This window comes from Ochrobactrum sp. SSR, from assembly GCF_030067775.1.
GTDB lineage: Bacteria > Pseudomonadota > Alphaproteobacteria > Rhizobiales > Rhizobiaceae > Brucella > Brucella teleogrylli.
Window position 1 is genome coordinate 2,362,669 of sequence record NZ_CP125969.1, and the last position, 21,775, is coordinate 2,384,443.

Sequence of the window (21,775 nt, forward strand, 5' to 3'; positions counted from 1 at the left end):
AACTTACTGCATCATGCCTTGTCGCGGACCTGATAGTCCTTGATGGTTGCGAAACGGATATCCTTCCAGCGCTCGGCCTCGTAATTGAGCGAGAAGCCGTTCTGCGCTAGGAAAACCGGATCATTGTCGAGGTCATGCGCGATATCGGCGCGATGCGAGGTGATGAAGCGCTGCAATTCAGCCGGGTCGTCGGCGGAAATCCACCGGCAGACCGAGAAGCGCGACATTTCAAACCCAACCGGCAGCGAATATTCCACTTTCAAACGTTCGGTCAGAACGTCGATCTGGAGTGCACCAACGACACCGACAATCGCCGGAGAACCGTCATCGGGCACAAACAGCTGCACGACACCTTCTTCGGCCATCTGCTGCAACGCTTCGCGCAGCTTCTTTGCCTTCATCGCATCGTCCAGACGCACGCGGCGCAGAATTTCCGGCGCGAAGTTCGGTACGCCACGGAACAAGATATCCTCGCCCTCGGTCAGCGTATCCCCGATGCGCAGTGTGCCGTGGTTTGGTATGCCGACCACATCGCCGGCAAAGGCTTCGTCGGCGATCTGGCGCGAACGCGCGAAGAAGAATTGCGGTGCAGAGAGGCTCATCTGTTTGCCGGTGCGCACCAGCTTGGCCTTCATGCCGCGTGACAGCTTGCCGGAGCAAACGCGCAGGAAGGCGATGCGGTCGCGGTGGTTCGGGTCCATATTGGCCTGAATCTTGAACACGAAGCCGGTCATCTTGTCTTCGGTGGAACCGACCATGCGCGTGTCGGCCTGCTGGTCGCGGGGCGCCGGGCCGAAATCGCAGAAGGCTTCGATCAGGTCGCGCACGCCGTAATTCTTCAGCGCGGAGCCGAAATAAACCGGCGTCATATGGCCTTCGCGGAAGGAAGCGAGGTCGAACGGACGGCAAACGCCGCGTGCCAGTTCTATATTTTCCAGCCAGGCTTCGCGTTCGTTCTCAGGCAGCAAAGCGGCGGCGTCCTCCGGGCCGCTGACCTTGGTTGGCTGCTCTTCATTATCCTGACGACGCATCGTGTCGTTATGCAGGTCGAAAGTACCTGCAAAGCTCTTGCCCGAGCCGATAGGCCAGGTGATCGGCGCCGTGTCGAGCGCCAGCTTTTCTTCGATCTCGTCCAGGATTTCGAGTGGATCGCGTGCTTCGCGGTCCATCTTGTTGACGAAGGTGACGATCGGAATATCGCGCATGCGGCAGACTTCGAACAGTTTCAGCGTGCGCGGCTCGATACCTTTGGCGGCGTCGATGACCATGACGGCGCTGTCGACGGCTGTCAGCGTGCGGTAGGTGTCGTCTGCGAAGTCTTCGTGGCCCGGCGTGTCGAGCAGGTTGAAGATGCAGTCCTTGTATTCGAACGTCATCACCGAGGTGACGACCGAGATACCGCGGTCGCGTTCGATGTTCATCCAGTCCGAGCGGGTCTGGATGCGATCCTTCTTGGCCTTCACTTCACCGGCAAGCTGGATGGCGCCGCCAAACAGCAGCAGCTTTTCGGTCAGCGTGGTCTTACCGGCGTCCGGGTGCGCGATGATCGCGAATGTGCGGCGCTTGGAAACGGGATTGTCAGCAGGCATGAAGAAACTCGTGATGGCGAAATGTTGGGCCGCGCAAAGGCGCGCCGCGAAGATGTTGCGCTGCATCTAGCAGTCATTGGGCAAAATCTCAACAAGCGCCGTGCCGCTCATCGGGCCTGAAATGAAAAAGCGGCGCTGAACACGCCGCTTTAAGGAAAATGCTGCGCTTGATTAGCGGCTTTTGATGCCGAGGCCGAAGGCGATGTAGGTCCAGCCCTGGAAAATCAGATCGATGGCCAGGAAAAGGCCAAGGATGAACAGGCTGTTGACCGGCCATTGGATGGCGATGACGAGGCCGAGCAGCGCGGTTATGACACCACCGGCCACGATCCAGCCCCAGCCCGATGCCGGTTTCGACTTGAAGCCCATCCAGACGCGGAAAAGGCCGGAGCCGAGAAGGGCAGCCGCCAGCAGGAATGTCAGGACGCCTGCCGCCAATATGGGATTGATGAAGGTGACGACACCCGCCGCAGCATAAAGCAGGCCGCTCAGGAGCCAGAAGAAAAACCGCCCCCACGTTTTCACGCCGAAAGCATGGATGATTTCGACCCCACCAGCGATCAGCATCATCATGCCGACATAGTAGACCGAAACAACTGTGGCCAGCACCAGATTGCCGAAGGCGATGCCGCCCAGAATGAGAAGCGCCACGCCCAGCGCGACGAACCAGCCCCACTTGGACGTCAGCTCTGTCGGCAGCACGGGATTGTCGAAATCTTTGTTCGTCGTTGCCATCGAATAACCCTCTTGTCCCTCGAATTGTCGTGACCCAATTTTCGTAACCCACGCAACAATATAAGGCAGACGGAGCTTTTGACCAGCTTTGGCTGCGTGAGGCCGCCGCGCCAGCCTTTTGCGCGCTTGAACCGACGACCGAGACCGGGAAAAACGGCGATATCTCTTTGTTTTTGCGCATAAACTAATTCACTGCAGTTGCACTTTTTTGGCCCGTTGGGCTCTATCTCTTTGCCGTTACACCTGTTTTAATCTCTATCGGCTACATATTTCTGGAACTTGACGCGGGGGCGCTGCCGGTTTCCCGGTACTCAATTGTTGTTGGAAAAGTCTGTTCGATGTTCGATCTGATTTCCCATTACTGGCCGCATATTCTGGCTGTTCTGTCGATCGTGCTCGGCGCAATAGCCGCCATTCATGCGACCATGACCAAGGACGAGGTGCGCACTGCACTCGGCTGGGTCGGCGTGATCGTGCTGTCGCCCATCGTGGGGGCGGTGGTCTATGCCATTGCGGGCGTCAACCGGATCAGGCGCTCGACGCTCACGCAGCAGCGCGCGCTGGGGCATATTGCGCTTTATCACCTCTCGCATTTCGACACGACCAACGACCTCGTGCGCGCCGCATTCGGGCGGCAGTTCGGCGCGATGAAAATTCTGGGCGACGCCGTCAGCCTTTATGATTTCACCAGCGGCAATCGCATTGAAATGCTGGAAACCGGCGACGAAGCCTATGCGGCCATGCTGGAAGCCATCGGTAAGGCAGAGCGCAGCATCTTGCTGGAAACCTATATTTTTGACCGTGACGCCATTGGCATCCGGTTTGCCGAGGCGCTGGGCGAGGCCGTCAAGCGCGGCGTGGAAGTGCGGGTGCTGATCGATGCGGTTGGCGCACGTTATTCCATCCCGAGCATTGTCAGCCTGCTCAAGGAAAATGGCGTGACGGTGGATGTCTTCAACGGCAACATCATCATCGGCCTGCGCCTACCTTATGCCAATTTACGCACCCACCGCAAAATCCTCGTCGTCGACGGGCGATATGGCTTTACCGGCGGCATGAATATCCGTGCCGGTTTTGTGCGGGCGATTGCTGGCGATGCGGTGGCCATCGACACGCATTTCCGGCTGGAAGGACCGGCCATTGCCGACCTTTTTCACATCGCCTCCGAGGACTGGCGATTTGCAACGGGTGAATTGCTGACCGGCGACGCCTGGCGCATTGCCCCGCCGGAAAACCCGCCCGGTACAGGTACGCTGGTGCGTGTGGTCGGCTCCGGTCCCGACAAGAATGTGGAAACCAACCATCGCATGATGATGGGCGCTTTCTCGATAGCCGAGCAGCATATCCTCATCATGTCGCCCTATCTGTTGCCCGACCGCGAACTGATCAGCGCGCTGGTCACGGCGGCGCGGCGGGGCGTGTCGGTGGATATCGTCGTGCCGGGGGTCAATAATCTCAAACTGGTGGACCGCGCCATGCGCGCCCAGTTCGACCAGCTTTTGAAGGATGGCTGCCGCATCTGGCGTGCAGGCGGCGCGTTCAACCATTCCAAGCTGATGACGATTGACGGCACATGGTCCTATGTCGGCTCGTCCAACATCGACCCGCGCTCATTGCGGCTCAACTTCGAGATCGATCTGGAAATTCTGGATCGCGATGTGGCGCGTCAGGTGGAAGAGCGGATCGGGAAGGTCATCGAGGAGAGCCGTCAGGTCAATCTGACACGTCTCAACAACCGCCCGTTTCTGGTGCGTCTCATCGACCGGATTATCTGGCTCGGTTCGCCTTATCTATGAGCCGGTCCTGCTTGCGGGTATCTCCGGATAGAGATTGTGCAGAAGGTCTATTTATTTTCACGCATTTCCAGACGCAAAACCGTTTCACACTTTTGCTGGAAATGCTCTATCGCCGTCTTCAGGTCGAGATGCGCCTTGATCGGCAGATGGTCGGAGGCCATACGCGCCAGCGGCGTGTTGTGAACTTCCACCGAGGTCACGAGATTATGCGGCGCGCCCATCACGCGGTCGAGCGCGAAGACCGGGAAGCGTGACGGAAAACTCGGCACTGCCGTCGCCACATGGTTGAAGGTCGGCATCAGCGCGGCCAGCGAAGAACGCTTGCCGATACGCCATTCATTCAGATCGCCGATCAACAGCGTCGGTAGCGTGTCGCCTTCCTGCAAGGCGGTGAGAATGCTTTCCGCCTGTTGCTCGCGGGAGCGTTTCAGGAGGCCCAGATGCGCGGCAATGACGCGCAGCGGACCGGCGGGAAATTGCAGATCGGCGACGAGCGCGCCGCGCGGCTCCACGCCGGGCAGTTTCAGCTGCTGCACATTGCGCACAATGCCTTCGCGGAACAAAAGCACATTGCCGTGCCAGCCATGCCCCTTGGGCATCGTTGCATTGATGGGGACAGGAATGAGGCCGTGGCGGCGCTCCAGAAGGCCGAGGTCGAGCAGACCGGACCGCTCACCGAAACGCTTGTCGGCTTCCTGCAACGCTATAACATCCGCGTCGATTTCGCTGATCACGTCGGCGGTGCGCTGCGGATTGAACTGTTTGTCGATGCCGATGCATTTGTGAACATTATAGGATGCAATGACAATATCACCGCCAGTGATATTGGCGTTGAGAGGCCTGAAGCCCGGCCTGTTGCGGATCGCCGTCAGGATCGACTTCGATATCCGGTTTGCTTCCTTTTTCTTGTGCACCCTTTTCACCCGTAAGGTCGTCAGTTCAAGATGAATATTTCAAATTTATACTCTTCTATATAGATAGTTTGCTATGCGATTTGAACAGAGCCGCTACGCACAATTGAGTGTTTGGGGCGAAAGTTCAGCGGGCAATGAAGCGAACCAGCCAGTCGGTCAGGCCGCGATAGGGCGGCTTGATGAGATCGCTCGGGGCGGGCGCATATTTCGTCAATATAGGCATGACCTTGGAAAAGGTCAGGAAGCCGTCATAACCGTGATACTGGCCCATGCCGCTGGCCCCCACGCCGCCGAAGGGCAGGTTGCTGCAGGCAAAATGATAGAGCGTATCGTTGATGCAGACCCCGCCAGCGACCACATGGGCGAGGATGGTGTCGATCTCGGCAGTGTTCTCGCTGAAGCAATAAAGCGCCAGCGGGCGGTCATGGCCCAGCACATAGGCAATGGCGTCATCGGTCGAGCGATAGCTGATGACTGGCAGCAGCGGTCCGAAAATCTCTTCCGCCATGATGGCGCTGGTCACTTGCGGCTCAAGAATGAGCGTCGGCGTCATCAGGCGCGTTTCGGTGGAGGGCGCGAGCAGCTCGACGATGCCCTCGCTTTTGTCCTTCGCATCGGCCAGCAGGCCGGATAACCGCTGCAATTGCGCATCGTTGATGATGGTGGTGCGGTCCTGACCGGCGGATGCGCCGCCATAGCGGGCCTGCATTTCGGCTTCGAACAAGGCAATGAATTCATCGCGCTTGCTGTGGTGGATCAGCACATAATCCGGCGCGATACAGGTTTGCCCGGCATTGAAAAACTTGCCGTTTGCGATGGCGCGCGCCGCCCGCACCAGATTGGCGTTTTCGCTGATGATGGCGGGAGATTTGCCGCCAAGTTCCAGCGTTACCGGCGTCAGATTGGCAGCTGCCGCTGCCATGATCTTGCGTCCCACGGCGGTGGAGCCGGTGAAGAACAGATGGTCGAAAGGCAGGCTGGCAAAGCGGGCGGAAAGCGCTGCATCGCCTTGCACCACGGCAACGCGATTGTCCGGAAAGACCGTGCTGATGAGCTTTTGCAGGAAGGCTGCCGTCTGTGGCGTGTGTTCAGATGGTTTGAGCAGGACATGGTTGCCTGCCGCAATGGCCGCCACCAGCGGCGCGAGCGCCAGATTGACTGGATAGTTCCACGGCGCGATGACGCCCACGACACCCAGCGGCACGAAGCGGACTTCGGCTTTCGCGGGCCATAATTTCCAGCCCGCCTTGCGGCGCTTTGGCTTCATCCAGCGCTTGAGATGGTGCAGCGCGTCATCGATTTCGGCAAAAACCACGCTGGCTTCGCCAAGCAGGGTTTCATGGGCAGAGCGGTTTCCGAAATCGGCGCTGATCGCCTTCGCCATATCGTCGAGCTGTGCGGCCAGGCCAGCACGCAGGCGCTTGAGGTCATCGATGCGTTGCTCAAAGGGCGGGCGATGATCCAGCCATGCCTGACGCAGACGTGCGAAAACCGCGTCGAGATCATCGCTCATGGGTGAAATCCTCGGTCGAGCGGGCGAACAGGAATTGCGCCACATAATAGGTGGCGAGCACCCATAGCCCGCTCAGCGGAATATCGAAGCGGAACCGGTCATAGGCGAGAAGCGTGTCGCTGACCATGAAGAACAAGCCGCCCCATGCCGCGAGCCAGGCGGCGTAATGTTGTGGTGTTTCTGGTTCGGTGCCGCTTGCGCGGCTGAAAGCCTGCGCGGCCATCAGACCCAATGCGGCGGCATAGATGATGACGGGGATTTTCATGGTCCCCGGCAGGGCCGTCCAAAGGCCGGTGATCAGCGCAACTGCCGCAAACGCGAAGACGACGAAGGCGCCCTTGTTCTGCGCAAAGCGGCTATGGCGCGACAGGGCGTAAATATAGGCGCAATGGGTGATGAGAAAGCAGATCAGCCCACCCATGAAATAATCACCCGGCAGCATCAGGAAAAAATCGCCAAGCGCTGCGAAGGCAAGGCCGAAAGCCACGGCAAGGCCATAGGATTTCGAGCGCGGCTTGCCGGAACAGAGCACCGCCGCCAGCAGAAGCAGCGTTGCGGTCGGCTTGGTGAGATAATGCAGCCAGCGCCAGAACGAAGTTTCGCCAGGATAGCTCAGCAGACTGCCTGCGATGGCGCAGACCGCGCAAAACAGGAAAAGACCATAGAGCGTCCGATTCCGCCCGAATTCCAGCAGGCCTTTATGCCGCATCTCAACTCCCCCGTTTATGATGCCGGTTTTTTATTCTTGTGTTGCCGCCGCTTCGCGCCGCCTTTTGCGACCCATGCGCTCGGCCCGGGTGGAAAGCTCCGTATTGCCCTCGAGATCGGTTTGCAGGATCAAGCCTTCCTGCTTCAGCCACCGGATAATCTCGCCGAATGCGCGGTCGTAATCGGGCTGTTCCATGGCGAACCTCTTGACCATTTTACCGGGACGGGCGATACCAATTTTATTGCTAACTAATTGTTTTTACGCACATCAAACACAAAACCATTTCACACTTTTGCTGGAAATGCGTTCCGTTGCAAGGCGGAAAATGTCAGCGTCATGAACGCTTCAAATCTTGCCGCTATCAGATAGGCTTCCTGTTTCTGACCCGACCAAGGTGCGTTTGATGAAGTCTCCGCTTTTTGTTGCAGCATTTTGCGCCGTTGTTTCCCTGACGTCAGCGGCTTTCGCGCAGGATTTCAAAATGCCAGTGCTGCTGGGCGAGATCGTGCTGCCAACCGGCCTGCAAATTAAAGGCGTTGAGTTCGGCGGCGTATCCGGCCTCGACTATGATGCGGCGCAGGATATCTATTACGCCATTTCCGACGACCGTTCCGAGAAGGCTTCCGCGCGGTTCTATACGCTCAGGATCGTCGCCGACGAAAAGGGACTGCACAGCGTCGATATCCTTTCTACCGTCACGCTGTTGAATGCCGATGGCAAGCCGTTTGCGAACAAGGATGTCGATCCGGAATCCATTCGCTATCATGCGGGCACCGGCACGCAGTTCTGGACCAGCGAGGGCGACCGCAACGGCAAACCGGCCGTGCGGGAATCGCGCATCGATGGCAGTCTGATCCGTGAGTTTGCCTTGCCCGATTATTACATCCCGAATGCCGACGGCACACGCGGTATTCGCAATAACCTGTCCTTTGAAAGCCTGACCTTTTCGCCGGATGGCAAGACGCTGCTCGTCGGGCTGGAAAATGCGCTGCTTCAGGATGGTGACAAGGCAACGCTGGAAAAAGGCAGTCGCGCCCGCATACTCGCCTTCGATATTCTGTCCGGCGGGGTGAAGGCGGAATATGCCTATGATACCGGGCCGATCTTCACCAAGGCGACCAAACTGCCCTATTGGAACGACAACGGCATGTCGGAATTTCTCGCCTGGGGCGACGATCTGTTGACGGTCGAGCGCTCTTACGCGCATGGCGTGGGCAACGAGATTAATTTCTACCGCGCGCGCTTTGCCGGTGCGACGGACGTGAGCGGCATGGCGACGCTCAAGGATGTTTCGCTAACGCCGATGGCCAAGGAAGCTGTGCTGCGGCTGGGCGAAGGTGATTTCGGCCTCGACATCGATAATATCGAGTCGGTCAGTTGGGGGCCGACAATCGGCGGACATAAAACGGTGGTCATCGCTTCCGATAATAATTTCAACCCGGAACAGTTTACTCAGTTTGTCATGTTTCAGCTTAATGCAGAAGAAAATTGAACGCAGGTTCAAGTATAAATGAATTAAGTAAACATGGTAATTCTTCTAAATAAATCCTCGTCGGTCAGATATGGGTTTATACAGCCGTAAGATGTTCAAAACATTGTGTTTTGTCAGAATTACAATCCGGTAGCGAAAAAGTGACATCAGATTGTCGTCAAATCGATTATATATTCCAGCTTCGCTTTTCATATTCACCATTCATGAGGGAATACATGCTGTCACAAGCCAAGGTAGACCAACTCGGAATCACGATCGATGTGTATCAGAAAGCGGCGAAGCAGTGGGTTGCTTCCGGCATTTATGAAGGCCACCACATCGTCGTCGAAAACCAGACACAGGGTACCGCCGTCAGCGCATGGCGTGACCGGGCGCTTTCCGTTTCGGATAGCGGCACCGCATAATTTTTTTTGAGTTCGTTAGCAGGGTGGCCAAACGGATCGTTTGCCGCCAATTTCTTTTCAAAGCCGGGCTGTTACGGTCGATTTTCAGATGACTGCAACAGCCGTTACAATCAAATTTCTCGGGGCTACCCCCCGCGTTCCTCGAAACCTTCGGCATTACCTTCGTCCACCTTGTGACGCAGATATTGCTTCAGCCGGTTGATATCGTCGCTCTGCCAGTTTTCTGCGCCGGTGATGTCACGCCAGGCTTCCAGATAATGCTCCGGGGCATAGACATGTCCATGCCCCATGGGCGCGCTGTCGGCAAATGCCATGTCGACCACCAGTTGCAGCGCGGTCACGATCGGATACCAGCGTAAATCGGCTGATACATCGGGACCGCGCGGCTCTTTCATCCAGTCCGGTTCGCGATAGAACATGCTGCTGTTAAAGAACACGATGGCATCGCTGGCATATTGCAGATAGATCGTGCGCATCACGCCCCATTCGCTGCCATTGCCGGGCGCTTCGCCATTCTGGTTCATGAAGCGGACGAAGGCGCCGTCGCGCACCACAGGCAGCCATTCCGGCGTATCGGGATTGCGGCTGCGCGTCAGCGAACGCCACAGCGCGCTGGGGAAGGGCGGGCCGCTCCACAGGGCGCCGTTCAGGGGCGCATCCAGTATTTCAAACAGCGATACCGAGCTTTGCGAATTGAAAGCGCCGAGGCTCAGACCATGCAGATAAATCTTCGGTCGTTTGTCGGCAGGCAGGCTTTTCCAGTAATCATAGACCGTTTCGAACAGCGCGCGCGCCGACTCCGCGCCATATTCCGGCTGAAACAGCAGCGATAGCGGGCTGTTCAGATAGGAATATTGCACGGCGATGCTGGCCACGTCGCCGTCGCGCAGATATTCCAGCCCGATCATGGCGGAGGGATCGACCCAGCCCGTACCGGTCGGCACGATGATCACCAGCGCAGAGCGGTCAAAACCGCCCTGCCGCTTCAGTTCCTCCAGCGCCTGTCTGGCTCTTTCCTCTGGCGTACGACTGACATTGAGCCCGGCATAAACGCGGATCGGGTCCATGGCCGCGCGCCCGGTAAAGGCGGAAATCTCGGCGGCGGTGGGCGCAGAGGCGATATATTCGCGTCCGGCACGGCCAAGATCCTCCCAGCGGATCAGCGAGGCGGCGCTGCCTGTCTTGTCGGGGGAGGAGGGTTGCACGCGGTCCGGCTCCATCAGGGCGTCATAGCGCTTGAAGGACGCATCGAGCGATTTGAAGGCCGTATTGATCAGCACGCCGTTGGCGACGGTCCAGATCAGAAAAGCCGTCACCGAGGCCGCAATCACATTTGCAACGCGCCTTGGCATGATGCGGCGCATCTTCGACGAGATATAGCGCCCAATGCGAATGAGAATGCGGGCAATGACCAGCAGCACCAGAAAGACAGCGATGGCAATCGCGGTCAGGGTCGCGGGATAGGCGGAGGGCACCGGCGGCATATCCATGGCCGTGCGGATCGAATTTTGCCAGCCAGCGGATGAGCGAAGCGCGATCAGCGCCACGGCAAGGCAGACAATGCCGACGCCGATCTTCAGGAGGGCGCGCTTGCGGCCCTTGATCTCCGGCAGTTCGAGATAGCGCCACAGCGCGCCGAAAAGCACGCCGATGCCATAGCCGATGGCGAAGACCAGCCCGCACAGCGCGCCCTGAATGACATAGGTTCGGGGAATGAGGCTCGGCGTCAGCGCCGCTGCAAAGAATAACGTGCCGAACGCCAGTCCCGTGGCGCTGAAGGAACTGGTGGCGCGAAAGAGGGCGAGGACAAAGGCGCGCATCGACACTTGCTCCAACAGAATTGCTTAGTCTTTGGATATAAAGCATTTCCAACAAAAGTGCGAAGCGGTTTTGTGCCCGGAAATGCGATTGAAAACAAATCGATAGAGCGCCCAGCGCTCACACAGGGCAGAGTAAAAGGCCGTTGGCGGAAACGACGTATGGACGCTACGCGGTTACCTGCGTCCCAACCATCAAGTGCACCGAAGTATGCGGCTTATAAGTGTTAATTTTGAATTCCCTCAGCTAAGTCGAGAATTTCGGCGTTGTTCTTGCTGTTTCCTTCCACTCTGTTGGTTTAAGCCGTGATTTATTGCAGTTGATACACCCTGACTGTCGTGTTTGATTATATCCCTTCATCTTATGACAAGATAAAATATTTCACGTGAATTACTTTCAATTCCGCATAATGGCGATCTGAATAAATTTTTACAAAGAGATTTTGTGAGGCTAGGCATATGGAGCCTGAATATTTAATTTTCATGGGAAAAAATGCGTCGGAAACTAAAGCCGCACAAGAAATTGAAAAGGCCATGACGGGTGCGCTTGGAAATTTTCATCAACAGCATAGTTCCCTGTCGCCCCTCGAAAGAGCGCACGCTGTTCAGAAATATAATTATCCGATTAGTCCTTTTAATGCAGTTGGTCGCAAACGTGCTGGTTCTGGCGTTAGTGACACCCTACTGGAGAAAATCGCTCGAAGTTCCAATGATTTTTCGATTGAACCGGCGACAGGAGCTGCTGCAGCGCTTGATGCAGATGTTCCGGGAACAAGCAGTGTTAATATGTCGACCGCTGGTAATTCGTATGAAGCCATGGCTCGTGAGCGTGAAGAGCGGTTTGGTCGACTAGTTGGTAATTGGGGCACCGAACGGGAGAATGATATTAACATAAATAGTGTCATACGTGGTGCTTATCTGAGTGCAAAAAATAGCATATTAAACAATGTCAATAGTCAGGGAATGAAACATAATTTTAGTACAATAATGTATAGTAATAAATGGTATACAGAGGTTGGAACTGCTTTTCAGAGATACAGAAAAGTTAAATTATTTGAATCAATTAGAAAAGAAACTGGGCTCGAGCAAATTGAAGCAAAAGCGTTGAATCAGGTTTTTGGATATTTTGAATCCAATAAGGAAGAATATATAAAGTTCTTAGTTTTTAAGTGGGAAAAAGGCCTGTAGAGCATTATATTTACTTGTGAGTTTAAATGCATTTATGGCGCCGCCGTTCTCTGCGTCCTTGCCTTGATGCGCCCATTGGCTTCAGATTTTGTGGCCGAAAACCTGTCAGCTGCCGCTGAATATTAATTCATTCTAAAACAGAGATATCGTATGGTTGCTGCGGTTATCCAGCCATCGATTTCGCTTGTTTCACAGTGCGTTGCGATCATCCGGCAGAAGCCTGTCGCTCGGCAGATTTTGCATGTGACAAGCCGTCAGAAATCCTCTACGCCTAGTGGTGGACCGCTACGCGGCGGTCTGGGGTATCGTAGCCCCTGTAGTGTGGCTGGTGTCGCCAAAAGATGCCGAACCTTCGTCCTTTATGGTCAGGGTGCTTGCGACGTATGTCCAGGCTTCCCTGAAGCTAAAGGTCGTGAGGCCGTCACTACACGGTTACGAACACCCTGATCACCAAAGATCGAAGGGCACAGCGCGGGGGCGTACCGCGAGAGTGCACCGGGGTGGAGACCGATCGTGGCGAAAATGCTCAGTTTCTATGCAATCACCGATGACAAGATGACGGAATGGGATGACGTGTTCTATGTGGACTTGGCAGACGCCGAAGCTGCAATACAAAGGACACTGAAAGAAGTCGAAGAACAGCTCGTCTTCTGGCCCCGTCCTATACGATGTCCTACGGTGCTTTACCTTGAGCGGGTCAGCGTTCCGTTCACCGAGGAAACGCTGTTTGCCTTGCTGAATGACAAGGGGCCGCCCAGCGTTTTTGCAGAGCGGGAAGTCCTCAACATGTATTACACGAACGGAGAAACTTGGCTGGGGTCGGGCTTCTGTTCGTAAATTGAATCAGCAGGAGCGCCAGTCGGTCCTGCTGTTTTCCTGCCAGCCGCATTTGTGCAGCAGCGGCGTGTCGTCGGTGAAGCTCGGCCAGCCGACGCACAGATAAAGGCTGAAACGCCAGATTGCCGGCACGTCGAAAAGCCTTTCCATGGCCAGCGGATTGAGTATCGAAACCATGCCGACACCAAGGCCCAGCGACCGGGCGGCGAGGTTGAGGTTTTGCACGGCCATCGCCGTGCTTTGCTCCAGCGTGGAAGCCATCGACTGTCGCCCGAGGCCGTGCCCTTCCGCCGGATCCGTTTCCGTGAAAATGGCGAGCTGCAACGGGGCGATGGCAAGCCCCTCCAGTTTCAGGTCACGATAGGCCTCGGCGCGCGCGCCATCGTAAATCTCCGCCGCTTTGCGGTTGGCTTGCCTGAAGGCATCGTGGACCGCCTGACGCTTCTCAAGGCTTTCTACGGCGAGGACGCGCCAGGGCCGCGCATTGCCGACAGAGGGTGCATAATCCATCGCCTGCCGCAGCGTTTGAATCATCGCTTCGTCTATCGGATCGCTGCGAAAATGACGAACATCCCGCCGCCATTTCAGAAGCTCGAAAAAGGTGTCGCGATCGGCGTCGGTGAATTGCATATCTGTCTTCCTGAAGCTCAGGCCGGGGTTTGGACGCTTGGGAATGCGACGGGCCCAGAAAGCAAAAAAGCCCGCTTGCGCGGGCTTTTTGGGATGCTTCTGGACCTTGGTAGCGGTCTGAAGACTTGGAAATGGTGCCCAGAAGAGGACTCGAACCTCCACGCCCTTGCGAGCGCCAGCACCTGAAGCTGGTGCGTCTACCAATTCCGCCATCTGGGCGACGAGGACCCATCTAAGGGGTCGGCTTGCCTCTGTCAATCGCGTTTTCGAAATAATGTCAGCTTTTTTTCAAGCTGTCCGTTTTCCATGTTGAAAACGCTATCGGGCGCGGCTTCGCGCCCGATAAATTTGCCGCCAACTGCATGTCAGGCTTCCAGAATTTCCTTCGAGGCCACAGTCGAATCAGCATTGAGCCGGTAAATGATCGGCACGCCGGTATTCAATTCCTGCTTGAGAATCTGTTCCGGCGTCAGGCCGTCGAGCGCCATGATCAGCGCGCGCAGCGAATTGCCATGTGCAGCCACCAGAACGCTCTCGCCGCGCAGCACATGCGGCTGGATCTGATGCAGATAATAAGGCCAGACGCGCGCGCCGGTATCCTTCAGGCTTTCGCCGCCCGGAGGAGGCACGTCATAGGAACGGCGCCAGACATGAACCTGCTCTTCGCCCCACTTGGCGCGGGCATCGTCCTTGTTGAGACCGGACAGATCGCCATAATCGCGCTCGTTCAGCGCCTGATCGCGGATCGTTTCAAGGCCGGGCTGGCCCAGCTCATCCAGAATGTGCTGGCAGGTGGTCTGCGCGCGGGTCAGCACTGACGTATAGGCGATATCGAACTTGAGACCTGCGGCCTTGAGGCGCTGGCCAGCGGCCTTGGCTTCGGCATGGCCCTGTTCGGTCAGGCCCGGATCGCGCCAGCCGGTGAAAAGATTCTTCAGGTTCCATTCGCTTTGGCCATGGCGAACCAGGACGAGAGTACGAGACATAGGCAAGGCTCCGTTGGTGGGTAAATCAAAGCGCATCCCGAAAAGTGTGAAACGGTTTTCGGAAAAGATGCGCGTTCAAACAAAATAGTAGAGCGCCGATCTGATGCAATCAGATCGAAACGCGCTCTAGTCACTCAGCCCGAGCACGTCGAGCATGGAATAGAGGCCGGGCTTTTTGCCATAAGCCCAGAGTGCGGCTTTGACGGCGCCGCGTGCGAAGATGGTGCGGTCCTCGGCATGGTGCGACAGCACAATGCGTTCGCCGGGGCCAGCGAGAATCACCGAATGGTCGCCGATCACCGAGCCGCCGCGCAGCGTGGCGAAGCCGATGGTGCCTTCCGTGCGCGGGCCGGTATAGCCGTCACGCGCCCGCACGCTGTTGTCTTCAAGGCAGATGCCGCGGCCTTCGGCGGCCGCTTGGCCAAGAAGCAGGGCAGTGCCGCTTGGTGCATCCACCTTGTGCTTGTGGTGCATTTCGAGAACTTCGATGTCGAAATCTTCCGGTCCCAGCGCCTTTGCGGCCTTCTGTACCATGACGGAAAGCAGATTGACGCCGAGACTCATATTGCCCGACTTGACGATGGTTGCATGGCGGGCGGCGGCGCGGAATTTCTCGTCGTCTTCTGCCGAGCATCCCGTGGTGCCGATGACATGGACGATGCGGGCCTGTGCAGCGAGCCCGGCAAAGGCCACGCTCGCGGCAGGGCTGGTGAAGTCGAGTACCCCTTGCGCCTGGGCAAAGACCGGCAGCGGATCGTCGGTAATCTTCACGCCAAGCGCGCCGACACCGGCCACTTCACCGGCATCCTTGCCGATCAGCGGCGAGCCGGGGCGCTCGATAGCGCCCGCAAGCTTCGCGCCGTCTATCGACTGGATCGTCCGGATAAGGGTTTGGCCCATGCGGCCACCGGCGCCGACGACGACGAGGCCCATTTCGCTGTTTCGGCTATCCGGTTCACCGGTCATTTTGTCCTCCTGTGCCCGCAGGCACATCATCCGCAGTCAGTTCTTCGATTGTCGGCTCGGTCATACTGTCGGCGCTGCCGCTCTGCAATTGATAGAAGCGGGCATAGACGCCGTTCGGTATGGCGATCAGCTGTTCATGACGGCCTTCTTCCACCACGCGCCCCGCTTCCATAACCACGATACGGTCGGCATTGACGACCGTGGACAGGCGATGGGCGATGACGATGGTGGTGCGGCCCTTCATGATCGTTTCCAGCGCCTGCTGGACGCGCTTTTCCGATTCGTTGTCGAGTGCGGATGTTGCTTCATCGAGCAGCAGCACCGGCGCCTTGCGCACGATGGCGCGCGCAATCGAAATGCGCTGCCGCTGGCCGCCGGAAAGCGTTGCGCCGTTTTCACCAATCGGTGTGTCGTAGCCCTGCGGCTGTTGCAGGATGAAATCATGCGCATGGGCAAGCTTGGCCGCCTTGACGATTTCATCATCGGTCGCATCCGGGCGTCCATAGCGGATATTGTCGGCAATGGTGCCTTCGAACAGATAGGGCTGTTGCGAGACATAGGCCACGGCGTGGCGCAGCGAGCGCTTGGTGACCTTGGAAATATCCTGCCCGTCGAACAGGATCGTTCCCTTGTCGAGATCGTAGAACCGCTGCACGAGATTGATGAGCGTTGACTTGCCCGCACCCGATGCGCCGATGATCGCCGTGGTTTCCCCTGCCTTGGCGGTGAAGCTGACACCATGCAGAACCGGCGCAAGCTCGCTATAGGAGAAATGCAGGTTCTCGAACTGGATTTCGCCGGGGCCGGGGTTCAGCGGCACCGCATCGGCGGCATCGCGCTGGTGCGGCTTGATATCCAGCACTTCATAGATCATGCGGGCATTGACCAGCGCCTTTTCCAGCCCGACCTGAAGGCGGGCAAGACGGCGGGCCGGGTCATAGGCCAGCAACATGGCGGTGATGAAGGCAAAGGTTGCGCCGGGCGGCTGTTGTTCGAGGATGGCGCGATAGCCGCTATAGGCCAGAACGCCGGATACGGCGATACCAGCCAGTATTTCGGAAATCGGTGTGGTGCGTTCGGACACCTTGGCGATCTTGTTGCTGCGTCCTTCCGACAGGTCGATCAGATTGCCGATCTTGGCGCGCAACTGGTCTTCCATCGTGAAAGCCTTCACGACGGCAATGCCCTGCACGGATTCCTGCATGGCGCCGAGAAGATGCGAATTCAGATGCACCAGATCGCGGGTGACCGAGCGGATGCGGCGCGAAATATAGGCGACGGCCAGAATGAGCGGCGGACCGATGAGGAAGATCGCAACCGACAGCATCGGGTCCATATAGAACATCATCGCGATCAGGCCGATCAGCGAGATAAAATCGCGCGCAATCGACGAAATCGTCATGTTCAGAAGGTCGCGGATGCCGGAAACATTCTGGTTGATCTGCGCCGCCAGATGGCCGGAACGGGTATCGTTGTAGAAATCGAGACCGAGCTTCATCAGATGGTCGAAAATGCGCTTTTGATAGCGCGCGACCAGATTATTGCCGATCTTGGCAAGCTCGACGGCCTGCACATAGCCAGACAGACCGCGCAGAATGAAGATCGCCAGAAGCGTGCCACAGATGACCCAGATCAGCGGCAGGTTCTGCTCATAGAAGATCTTGTCGATCATCGGCTTCATCATATAGGCAAGCGCGGCGTTCGATCCGCCGACGATCAGCGATGCTATGATGGCGATGATATAGTTCTTCTTATATTCACCGATGTTTTCCGACATCATGCGCCGGATTACGCGGGTCGCTTCGCCCGTGTCGATTTTCTTCTTTTTCTTTTTGAATAGGCTCACGTGCAAAAGCGCTTCATTCCTGAGCTCGGTATGTCCGAGACTGCCGTTGAAAATGCGTTGGTATTAAAACCAAAAACGCGGCGGTGAAAAGGCCGAAAGCCAATTCCCCGACGCGTTTCTATAGCTTTAAGTCGCGTAATTATCCATCCCTGGTATCCGATCCAAAAGTCGCCATGCCGGTCTGCAAAGGGCGATTTCTGCGCTTACCTAGGCTCACGTACCCAAAAGTACGCTCCGCTTCGGTTCTCGAAATCACCATTTTCGCCACGGCCTGCCGCTTTTTGATTCAGACACCCTGATCCTCTTGCTGGCGGAACTTAGCCGATGCGCCAGCGCCGCCCGTCCGTCGAGACTTCGAAGCGCGATGGTGCGCAGGCGAAAGCCGACAAGCCGCTCAGCGCCGCCAGCGGATAAGTGATCACGCGGACCGGAATGTCGTGCATGATAGCCTGATGCGGCGCTTTATCCTCAAAAGCCGTGCGGAAACCGCCAGCCCGCAAGGCTGGAATAATGCGCTGCGGAATGCCGCCCGACAGGTAAACGCCGCCATGCGCCATGAAGACAAGCGCCATGTCGCCCGCCACACGGCCAAGATAGGTCGCAAACAGGTCGAGCGTTTCGCTGGCTTGCGCATTGCTACCATCGAGACCGGCAGAGGTGATGTCGGCGGGCGTTTCCAGCGTCGGGGTCACACCGTCGGCGGTGCAGATTGCCACATAGAGATTGTGCAGGCCGCGTCCGCTCAAAATCTGCTCGGCGGAAACGCGCCCGTCGATCTGCTCAATATGCGGGAAAATCTGATAGTCGCGTTCGCTGCGCGGGCCGACATCGACATGGCCGCCTTCACCCGGAACCGGCACCCAGGCCTTGCGGGTACGCACCAGACCGGCCACACCGAGGCCAGTGCCCGGTCCGAGTACGACGCGGGTTGCAACCACCTCGTCGGGCTTGCCGCCGATCTGTTCCATATGGTGACCTTCGAGCGACACCACGGCCAGCGCCTGCGCCTCGAAATCGTTGAGCACGGTCACATCCTTGAAGCCGAGATCGGCGATCAGCTTCTTCGGGCGCACAACCCAATCGCAATTGGTGAGGTCGATTTCATCGCCTTCGACGGGCCCGGCAATGGCCAGAATGACCGAGCGCGGCTGCAGCGACGTCTGGTCGAGAATAGCCGTCTGAATGGCTTCATCGATGGTCGCATAATCCGCCGTCTGAAGAACCGGAAATTCCTTCGGGTCGGAGTTAGCATCGACAAGGATCGCAAAGCGGGCATTGGTGCCGCCGATATCGCCGACAAGGACTGGAAACTGAAAACTCTGTTCGGCGTCGATCATGGCCTGCATTCTCTCTCCCTGTCGTTTCTTGTGGCCCTTGGGAGCTTACCAAAGGCTGTTATTTCTTCGCTCGTATCAGTCCAAAGCCTTGATCAGCTTTTCCGCCGTGGCCGGGTTCAACGCCATCGGAATGTCGTAGACGCTGCCAAGCCGCGTCAGCGCCTTGACATCCACATCATGCGGAAGCGGCGACAGCGGGTCGATGAAGAAGATCAGCACTTCAACGGTACCTTCGGCAATCATCGCACCGATCTGCTGATCGCCACCGAGCGGGCCGCTTTTGACACGCTGGATCGTCAGCGAAGGGCAGGCTTCAAGGATCAGCCCGCCGGTCGTGCCCGTGGCGACGATATCGAAACGCGACAGCGCCTTTTCATGCGCGCGCGCAAAGGCGACCATGTCGTCTTTCTTCAAATCGTGGGCGATCAATGCGATGCGCAGGCGCTCTGTCATGAAGTTGATAACCTTGTCATCTGGCTCTAAATCGTTTTAAACCTATAGCTGAGCCATAGGTCGGTGAAAAGAGGGCTTAGAGAAAATGCCCCGCCGTCAAGCGTCGGGGCATGATAGTTGTTTACTGTACCCCATAGGTCACTTCGGCGACCGAATTGGGAGCCGGACCATCCAGCACAGCGGCACATGCCTTTGGAAGATCGGATACCATGACGGGGCGGGGCTTCTTCGGCGGTTCCTTCGATGGCTTGGCTGGCTTCCACGGCTCATCGGTAAACCACCATGCAAGTGACTTGTCGCAACCGTCGCCAGCGGCCACCTTGGGCTGCGACTTGCATTGCGGCGAGCCAGGCTGGCAGGTCAAGCGCACATGGAAATGGTAGAAGTGCCCCCAATAGGGACGAACCTTGCCGAGCCAGCTTCTGTCGCCGGTCACGGTGTCGCAAAGCTGCTTCTTGATGCCGGGATGCACGAAGATGCGTTCGACTTCCGGATAGCTCGCGGCATGTTTGATCAGCGCCGTGCGGGCAGGGGTCCATTTCTTTTGATCGACGTAAAGCGAATCCCCTTTCAGCATCGACACGGCGGAAACGCTTTCGCGTTCGGCATCGGTGAAGCGCTTCTTAGGCATCGGCGTCAGCCAGATATCGGCGTCGAGGCCGACCTGATGCGAGGCATGACCCGTCAGCATCGGGCCGCCGCGCGGCTGCGAAATATCGCCGACAAGCAGTCCCGGCCAGCCATCCTTGGCAGCATCGCGGGAGAGTTTTTCCAGAAGACCGATCATACGCGGATGGCCCCAGCGGCGATTGCGCGACAGGCGCATCACCTGCCAGTTCGGGCCGTCTGTCGGCAGCGCGACAGCGCCCGCAAGGCAGCCCTTGGCATAAAAGCCGATCGATTGTGGCGATTGCGCCAGCACGGGCAGCTTTTCCGCACCGAATGCCTGCTTGGCGGGCCTATCATCCGCCATGGCCACGGGCACGAAATCGGGCGCGATCATCGCCGCCAGCGAGGCGATGAGGACAAATTTCTTCAGTTTGTTTGCGATCATGGGGCAATTCCATGGTTTGCCAAAGGGCGCTGCGATTGCGAATCAAACAGCGAAACTGCGGGCATTATGCTGTGTGAAATGCTGGCCAGCAATGCCGGTCGGCGGTTTGTGACAACCGACCGGCTTTTCGATCAGCTCCGTTGCAACCTTGCAAGCATGGTCAGGACCACAAGGGGCATGACGGTACAGAACGCGATCAGCGGCCATGCCGTGTCGCCGGGCAGCAAGATGACGAGGACCGTTCCCGCCAGACTGACCATCAGGCTCTGTATGCAGAAGTAAAGCGCGACAGCCATGCCCGCGCTGTCGTCAAAGGCCGCCAAAGCGCCGTTTGCCGTCATGGATGCTGTCAAAACAATGCCGATGGCCGCCAGCCACATCGGCGCTATCAGGCTGGCGAAGGATGGCAGCAGCAGCTGTTCGGTCAGGAGCAAAGCCAGCGCGCTGGCAAGGAGCACGACCATGCCCAGCGCCACGCTTTTGCGCACCCCCATTTCCGCGTGTGACGTGACAGGAGGCGCGTGGCGGCGATCATGACAAGGGCAACGCTTGCAAATGTCAGGCTGAATTCCGTTTCTCCGTAGCCGCCTCTTTCGATCAGAATGCGCGGCGCGGTGGAGAAGAAAACGAAGAAGGTGCCCATCGCGGTGCCGAAACCCAGCGTGTAGGTCCAGAACGGGAAATCCTTCAATATTTTCAAGGTATTTGCATTGTTCGCCCCAGTGCATTCAGGGCGCGTTTCGGGCCAGTGGCGGTAGGCCCGTCCTGTTGCGATAAGGCCAAGTAGACCGAGTGTCATGAAGATCGCGCGCCAGCCGAAACCGCTGGCGATCAGTGCACCAGCGATTGGGCCAATCGCCGGAACGAAGGACAGCATGGCACTGAAAAGGCCGTAGATCGTCGCGCCTTCCGGGCGGTTGGCATAGACGTCGCGCACCGTGGCAAAAGTTGCGACAAGTGCTGCCGACGCGCCGACAGACTGGGTGAACCGCAAGGCGACGAAAAGCGTGGCGCTATCGGTCGCTGCCAGCGCGAAGGAAGAAAGCGCAAAAACGACCCCGCCGCCAAGCAACACCGGCTTGCGCCCGATGCGGTCCGACAATGGGCCGAAGATGAGTTGCCCGACGCCCAGCATCACCATGTAGAGACTGAGTGTCAGTTGCACCATGGAAGGCGTCGTTTGCAGAATTGCGGGCATGGAGGGCACCACCGGCAGGTAGATATCCATGGCCAGCGAGGCAAGAATGTCGAAGGGAGCCATCAGCGCAAGCGCGAATGGCAAGGTGAAGCTCCAGGATGGAGTTTTCTGAGGATCAAATGGCATGACAAAGCATCCGCTCGAAGACAATCGGGCGGCAATCTGCCTGCAATGGAAGAAATTGGTCCGGGACAGATGCCGCAACAGGTTGGAAAAGCTGTTGCGGCTTATTTATCTGCTGACTTGCTGTTACCCATCGTTCTTGTCCCGATTTGAAATTTGTATCAGCGCTTTTACCCGAAGGTGCGCGC

Annotated in this window: 19 protein-coding genes, 1 tRNA gene and 1 pseudogene; 5 read left to right on the plus strand and 16 right to left on the minus strand. The window is 57.5% G+C overall.

Going from position 1 to position 21,775, the window contains the following annotated elements:
* Positions 1-11 precede the first annotated feature (11 nt).
* Positions 12-1,589: a peptide chain release factor 3 gene (locus tag QLQ11_RS11180; protein WP_109370298.1), complete on the minus strand. Its 1,578-nt coding sequence runs from the start codon at positions 1,587-1,589 to the stop codon at positions 12-14.
* Positions 1,590-1,760: 171 nt separating this feature from the next.
* On the minus strand, positions 1,761-2,324 hold the full coding sequence (locus QLQ11_RS11185; RefSeq protein WP_109369673.1) for an HdeD family acid-resistance protein: 564 nt from the start codon (positions 2,322-2,324) through the stop codon (positions 1,761-1,763).
* 338 nt (positions 2,325-2,662) lie between these two features.
* Here QLQ11_RS11185 and cls point away from each other — a divergent pair, with 338 nt between their 5' ends.
* Positions 2,663-4,120, plus strand: a complete 1,458-nt coding sequence (gene cls, locus QLQ11_RS11190; protein ID WP_109369672.1) for a cardiolipin synthase — start codon at positions 2,663-2,665, stop codon at positions 4,118-4,120.
* A 47-nt stretch (positions 4,121-4,167) separates the two neighbouring features.
* Here the strand turns inward: cls and QLQ11_RS11195 are convergent, their stop codons facing one another.
* The 4 genes from QLQ11_RS11195 to QLQ11_RS11210 all read right to left on the minus strand — a co-directional run bounded on the left by QLQ11_RS11195 (position 4,168) and on the right by QLQ11_RS11210 (position 7,451).
* Positions 4,168-5,034 carry an endonuclease/exonuclease/phosphatase family protein gene (locus tag QLQ11_RS11195; protein ID WP_283735939.1) on the minus strand — a complete coding sequence of 289 codons (867 nt, stop codon included), beginning with the start codon at positions 5,032-5,034 and terminating at the stop codon, positions 4,168-4,170.
* 124 nt (positions 5,035-5,158) lie between these two features.
* Positions 5,159-6,547 (minus strand): coniferyl aldehyde dehydrogenase, encoded by a 1,389-nt coding sequence (locus QLQ11_RS11200; protein ID WP_235858993.1) that lies wholly within the window; start codon positions 6,545-6,547, stop codon positions 5,159-5,161.
* The gene (locus QLQ11_RS11205) at positions 6,537-7,256 is read right to left on the minus strand and encodes a lysoplasmalogenase (RefSeq protein WP_109369669.1); all 720 of its coding nucleotides are present in this window, start codon (positions 7,254-7,256) and stop codon (positions 6,537-6,539) included. The genes QLQ11_RS11200 and QLQ11_RS11205 overlap by 11 nt, the downstream gene beginning before the upstream one ends.
* Before the next feature lie 30 nt (positions 7,257-7,286).
* Positions 7,287-7,451, minus strand: coding sequence for a hypothetical protein (locus tag QLQ11_RS11210; protein ID WP_167836107.1), 165 nt, complete (start codon positions 7,449-7,451; stop codon positions 7,287-7,289).
* 208 nt (positions 7,452-7,659) lie between these two features.
* On the opposite strand from QLQ11_RS11210, the gene QLQ11_RS11215 reads away from it, so the two are divergent.
* Both QLQ11_RS11215 and QLQ11_RS11220 read left to right on the plus strand, forming a co-directional pair.
* On the plus strand, positions 7,660-8,748 hold the full coding sequence (locus QLQ11_RS11215; RefSeq protein WP_109370297.1) for an esterase-like activity of phytase family protein: 1,089 nt from the start codon (positions 7,660-7,662) through the stop codon (positions 8,746-8,748).
* 215 nt (positions 8,749-8,963) lie between these two features.
* Positions 8,964-9,152: a hypothetical protein gene (locus QLQ11_RS11220; RefSeq protein WP_109369667.1), complete on the plus strand. Its 189-nt coding sequence runs from the start codon at positions 8,964-8,966 to the stop codon at positions 9,150-9,152.
* 125 nt (positions 9,153-9,277) lie between these two features.
* Here the strand turns inward: QLQ11_RS11220 and QLQ11_RS11225 are convergent, their stop codons facing one another.
* A complete protein-coding gene (locus QLQ11_RS11225; RefSeq protein WP_109369666.1) occupies positions 9,278-10,972 on the minus strand; it encodes an alpha/beta-hydrolase family protein in 1,695 nt (564 codons plus the stop codon).
* A 456-nt stretch (positions 10,973-11,428) separates the two neighbouring features.
* Between QLQ11_RS11225 and QLQ11_RS11230 the strand changes: the two genes are divergently transcribed.
* The gene (locus QLQ11_RS11230) at positions 11,429-12,157 is read left to right on the plus strand and encodes a hypothetical protein (RefSeq protein WP_109369665.1); all 729 of its coding nucleotides are present in this window, start codon (positions 11,429-11,431) and stop codon (positions 12,155-12,157) included.
* Positions 12,158-12,670: 513 nt separating this feature from the next.
* Positions 12,671-12,994 (plus strand): hypothetical protein, encoded by a 324-nt coding sequence (locus QLQ11_RS11235; RefSeq protein WP_109369664.1) that lies wholly within the window; start codon positions 12,671-12,673, stop codon positions 12,992-12,994.
* A 6-nt stretch (positions 12,995-13,000) separates the two neighbouring features.
* On the opposite strand, the gene bluB is transcribed toward QLQ11_RS11235, so the two are convergent.
* The 9 genes and pseudogenes from bluB to cml form a co-directional block, all read right to left on the minus strand.
* Complete coding sequence (bluB, locus tag QLQ11_RS11240; protein WP_109369663.1) at positions 13,001-13,624, minus strand: 5,6-dimethylbenzimidazole synthase; 624 nt, start codon at positions 13,622-13,624, stop codon at positions 13,001-13,003.
* Positions 13,625-13,756: 132 nt separating this feature from the next.
* Positions 13,757-13,843, minus strand: a tRNA-Leu gene (locus QLQ11_RS11245).
* A 146-nt stretch (positions 13,844-13,989) separates the two neighbouring features.
* Positions 13,990-14,610, minus strand: a complete 621-nt coding sequence (locus QLQ11_RS11250; RefSeq protein ID WP_109369662.1) for a 2,3-bisphosphoglycerate-dependent phosphoglycerate mutase — start codon at positions 14,608-14,610, stop codon at positions 13,990-13,992.
* A gap of 126 nt (positions 14,611-14,736) precedes the next feature.
* Entirely contained in the window at positions 14,737-15,576 is an 840-nt protein-coding gene (dapB, locus tag QLQ11_RS11255) for a 4-hydroxy-tetrahydrodipicolinate reductase (RefSeq protein WP_109369661.1), read from the minus strand.
* Entirely contained in the window at positions 15,566-17,422 is a 1,857-nt protein-coding gene (locus QLQ11_RS11260; RefSeq protein ID WP_109370296.1) for an ABC transporter ATP-binding protein, read from the minus strand. Before QLQ11_RS11260 ends, dapB begins: the two co-directional genes overlap by 11 nt.
* A 317-nt stretch (positions 17,423-17,739) precedes the next feature.
* Entirely contained in the window at positions 17,740-18,768 is a 1,029-nt protein-coding gene (locus QLQ11_RS11265) for a glucokinase (RefSeq protein WP_109369660.1), read from the minus strand.
* 66 nt (positions 18,769-18,834) lie between these two features.
* Complete coding sequence (locus QLQ11_RS11270) at positions 18,835-19,212, minus strand: methylglyoxal synthase (protein ID WP_109369659.1); 378 nt, start codon at positions 19,210-19,212, stop codon at positions 18,835-18,837.
* Between the two features lie 121 nt (positions 19,213-19,333).
* On the minus strand, positions 19,334-20,266 hold the full coding sequence (gene mepA / locus QLQ11_RS11275) for a penicillin-insensitive murein endopeptidase (protein WP_109369658.1): 933 nt from the start codon (positions 20,264-20,266) through the stop codon (positions 19,334-19,336).
* Positions 20,267-20,397: 131 nt separating this feature from the next.
* Positions 20,398-21,590 (minus strand): annotated as a pseudogene (cml, locus tag QLQ11_RS11280) (CmlA/FloR family chloramphenicol efflux MFS transporter).
* Between the last annotated feature and the right edge of the window lie 185 nt (positions 21,591-21,775).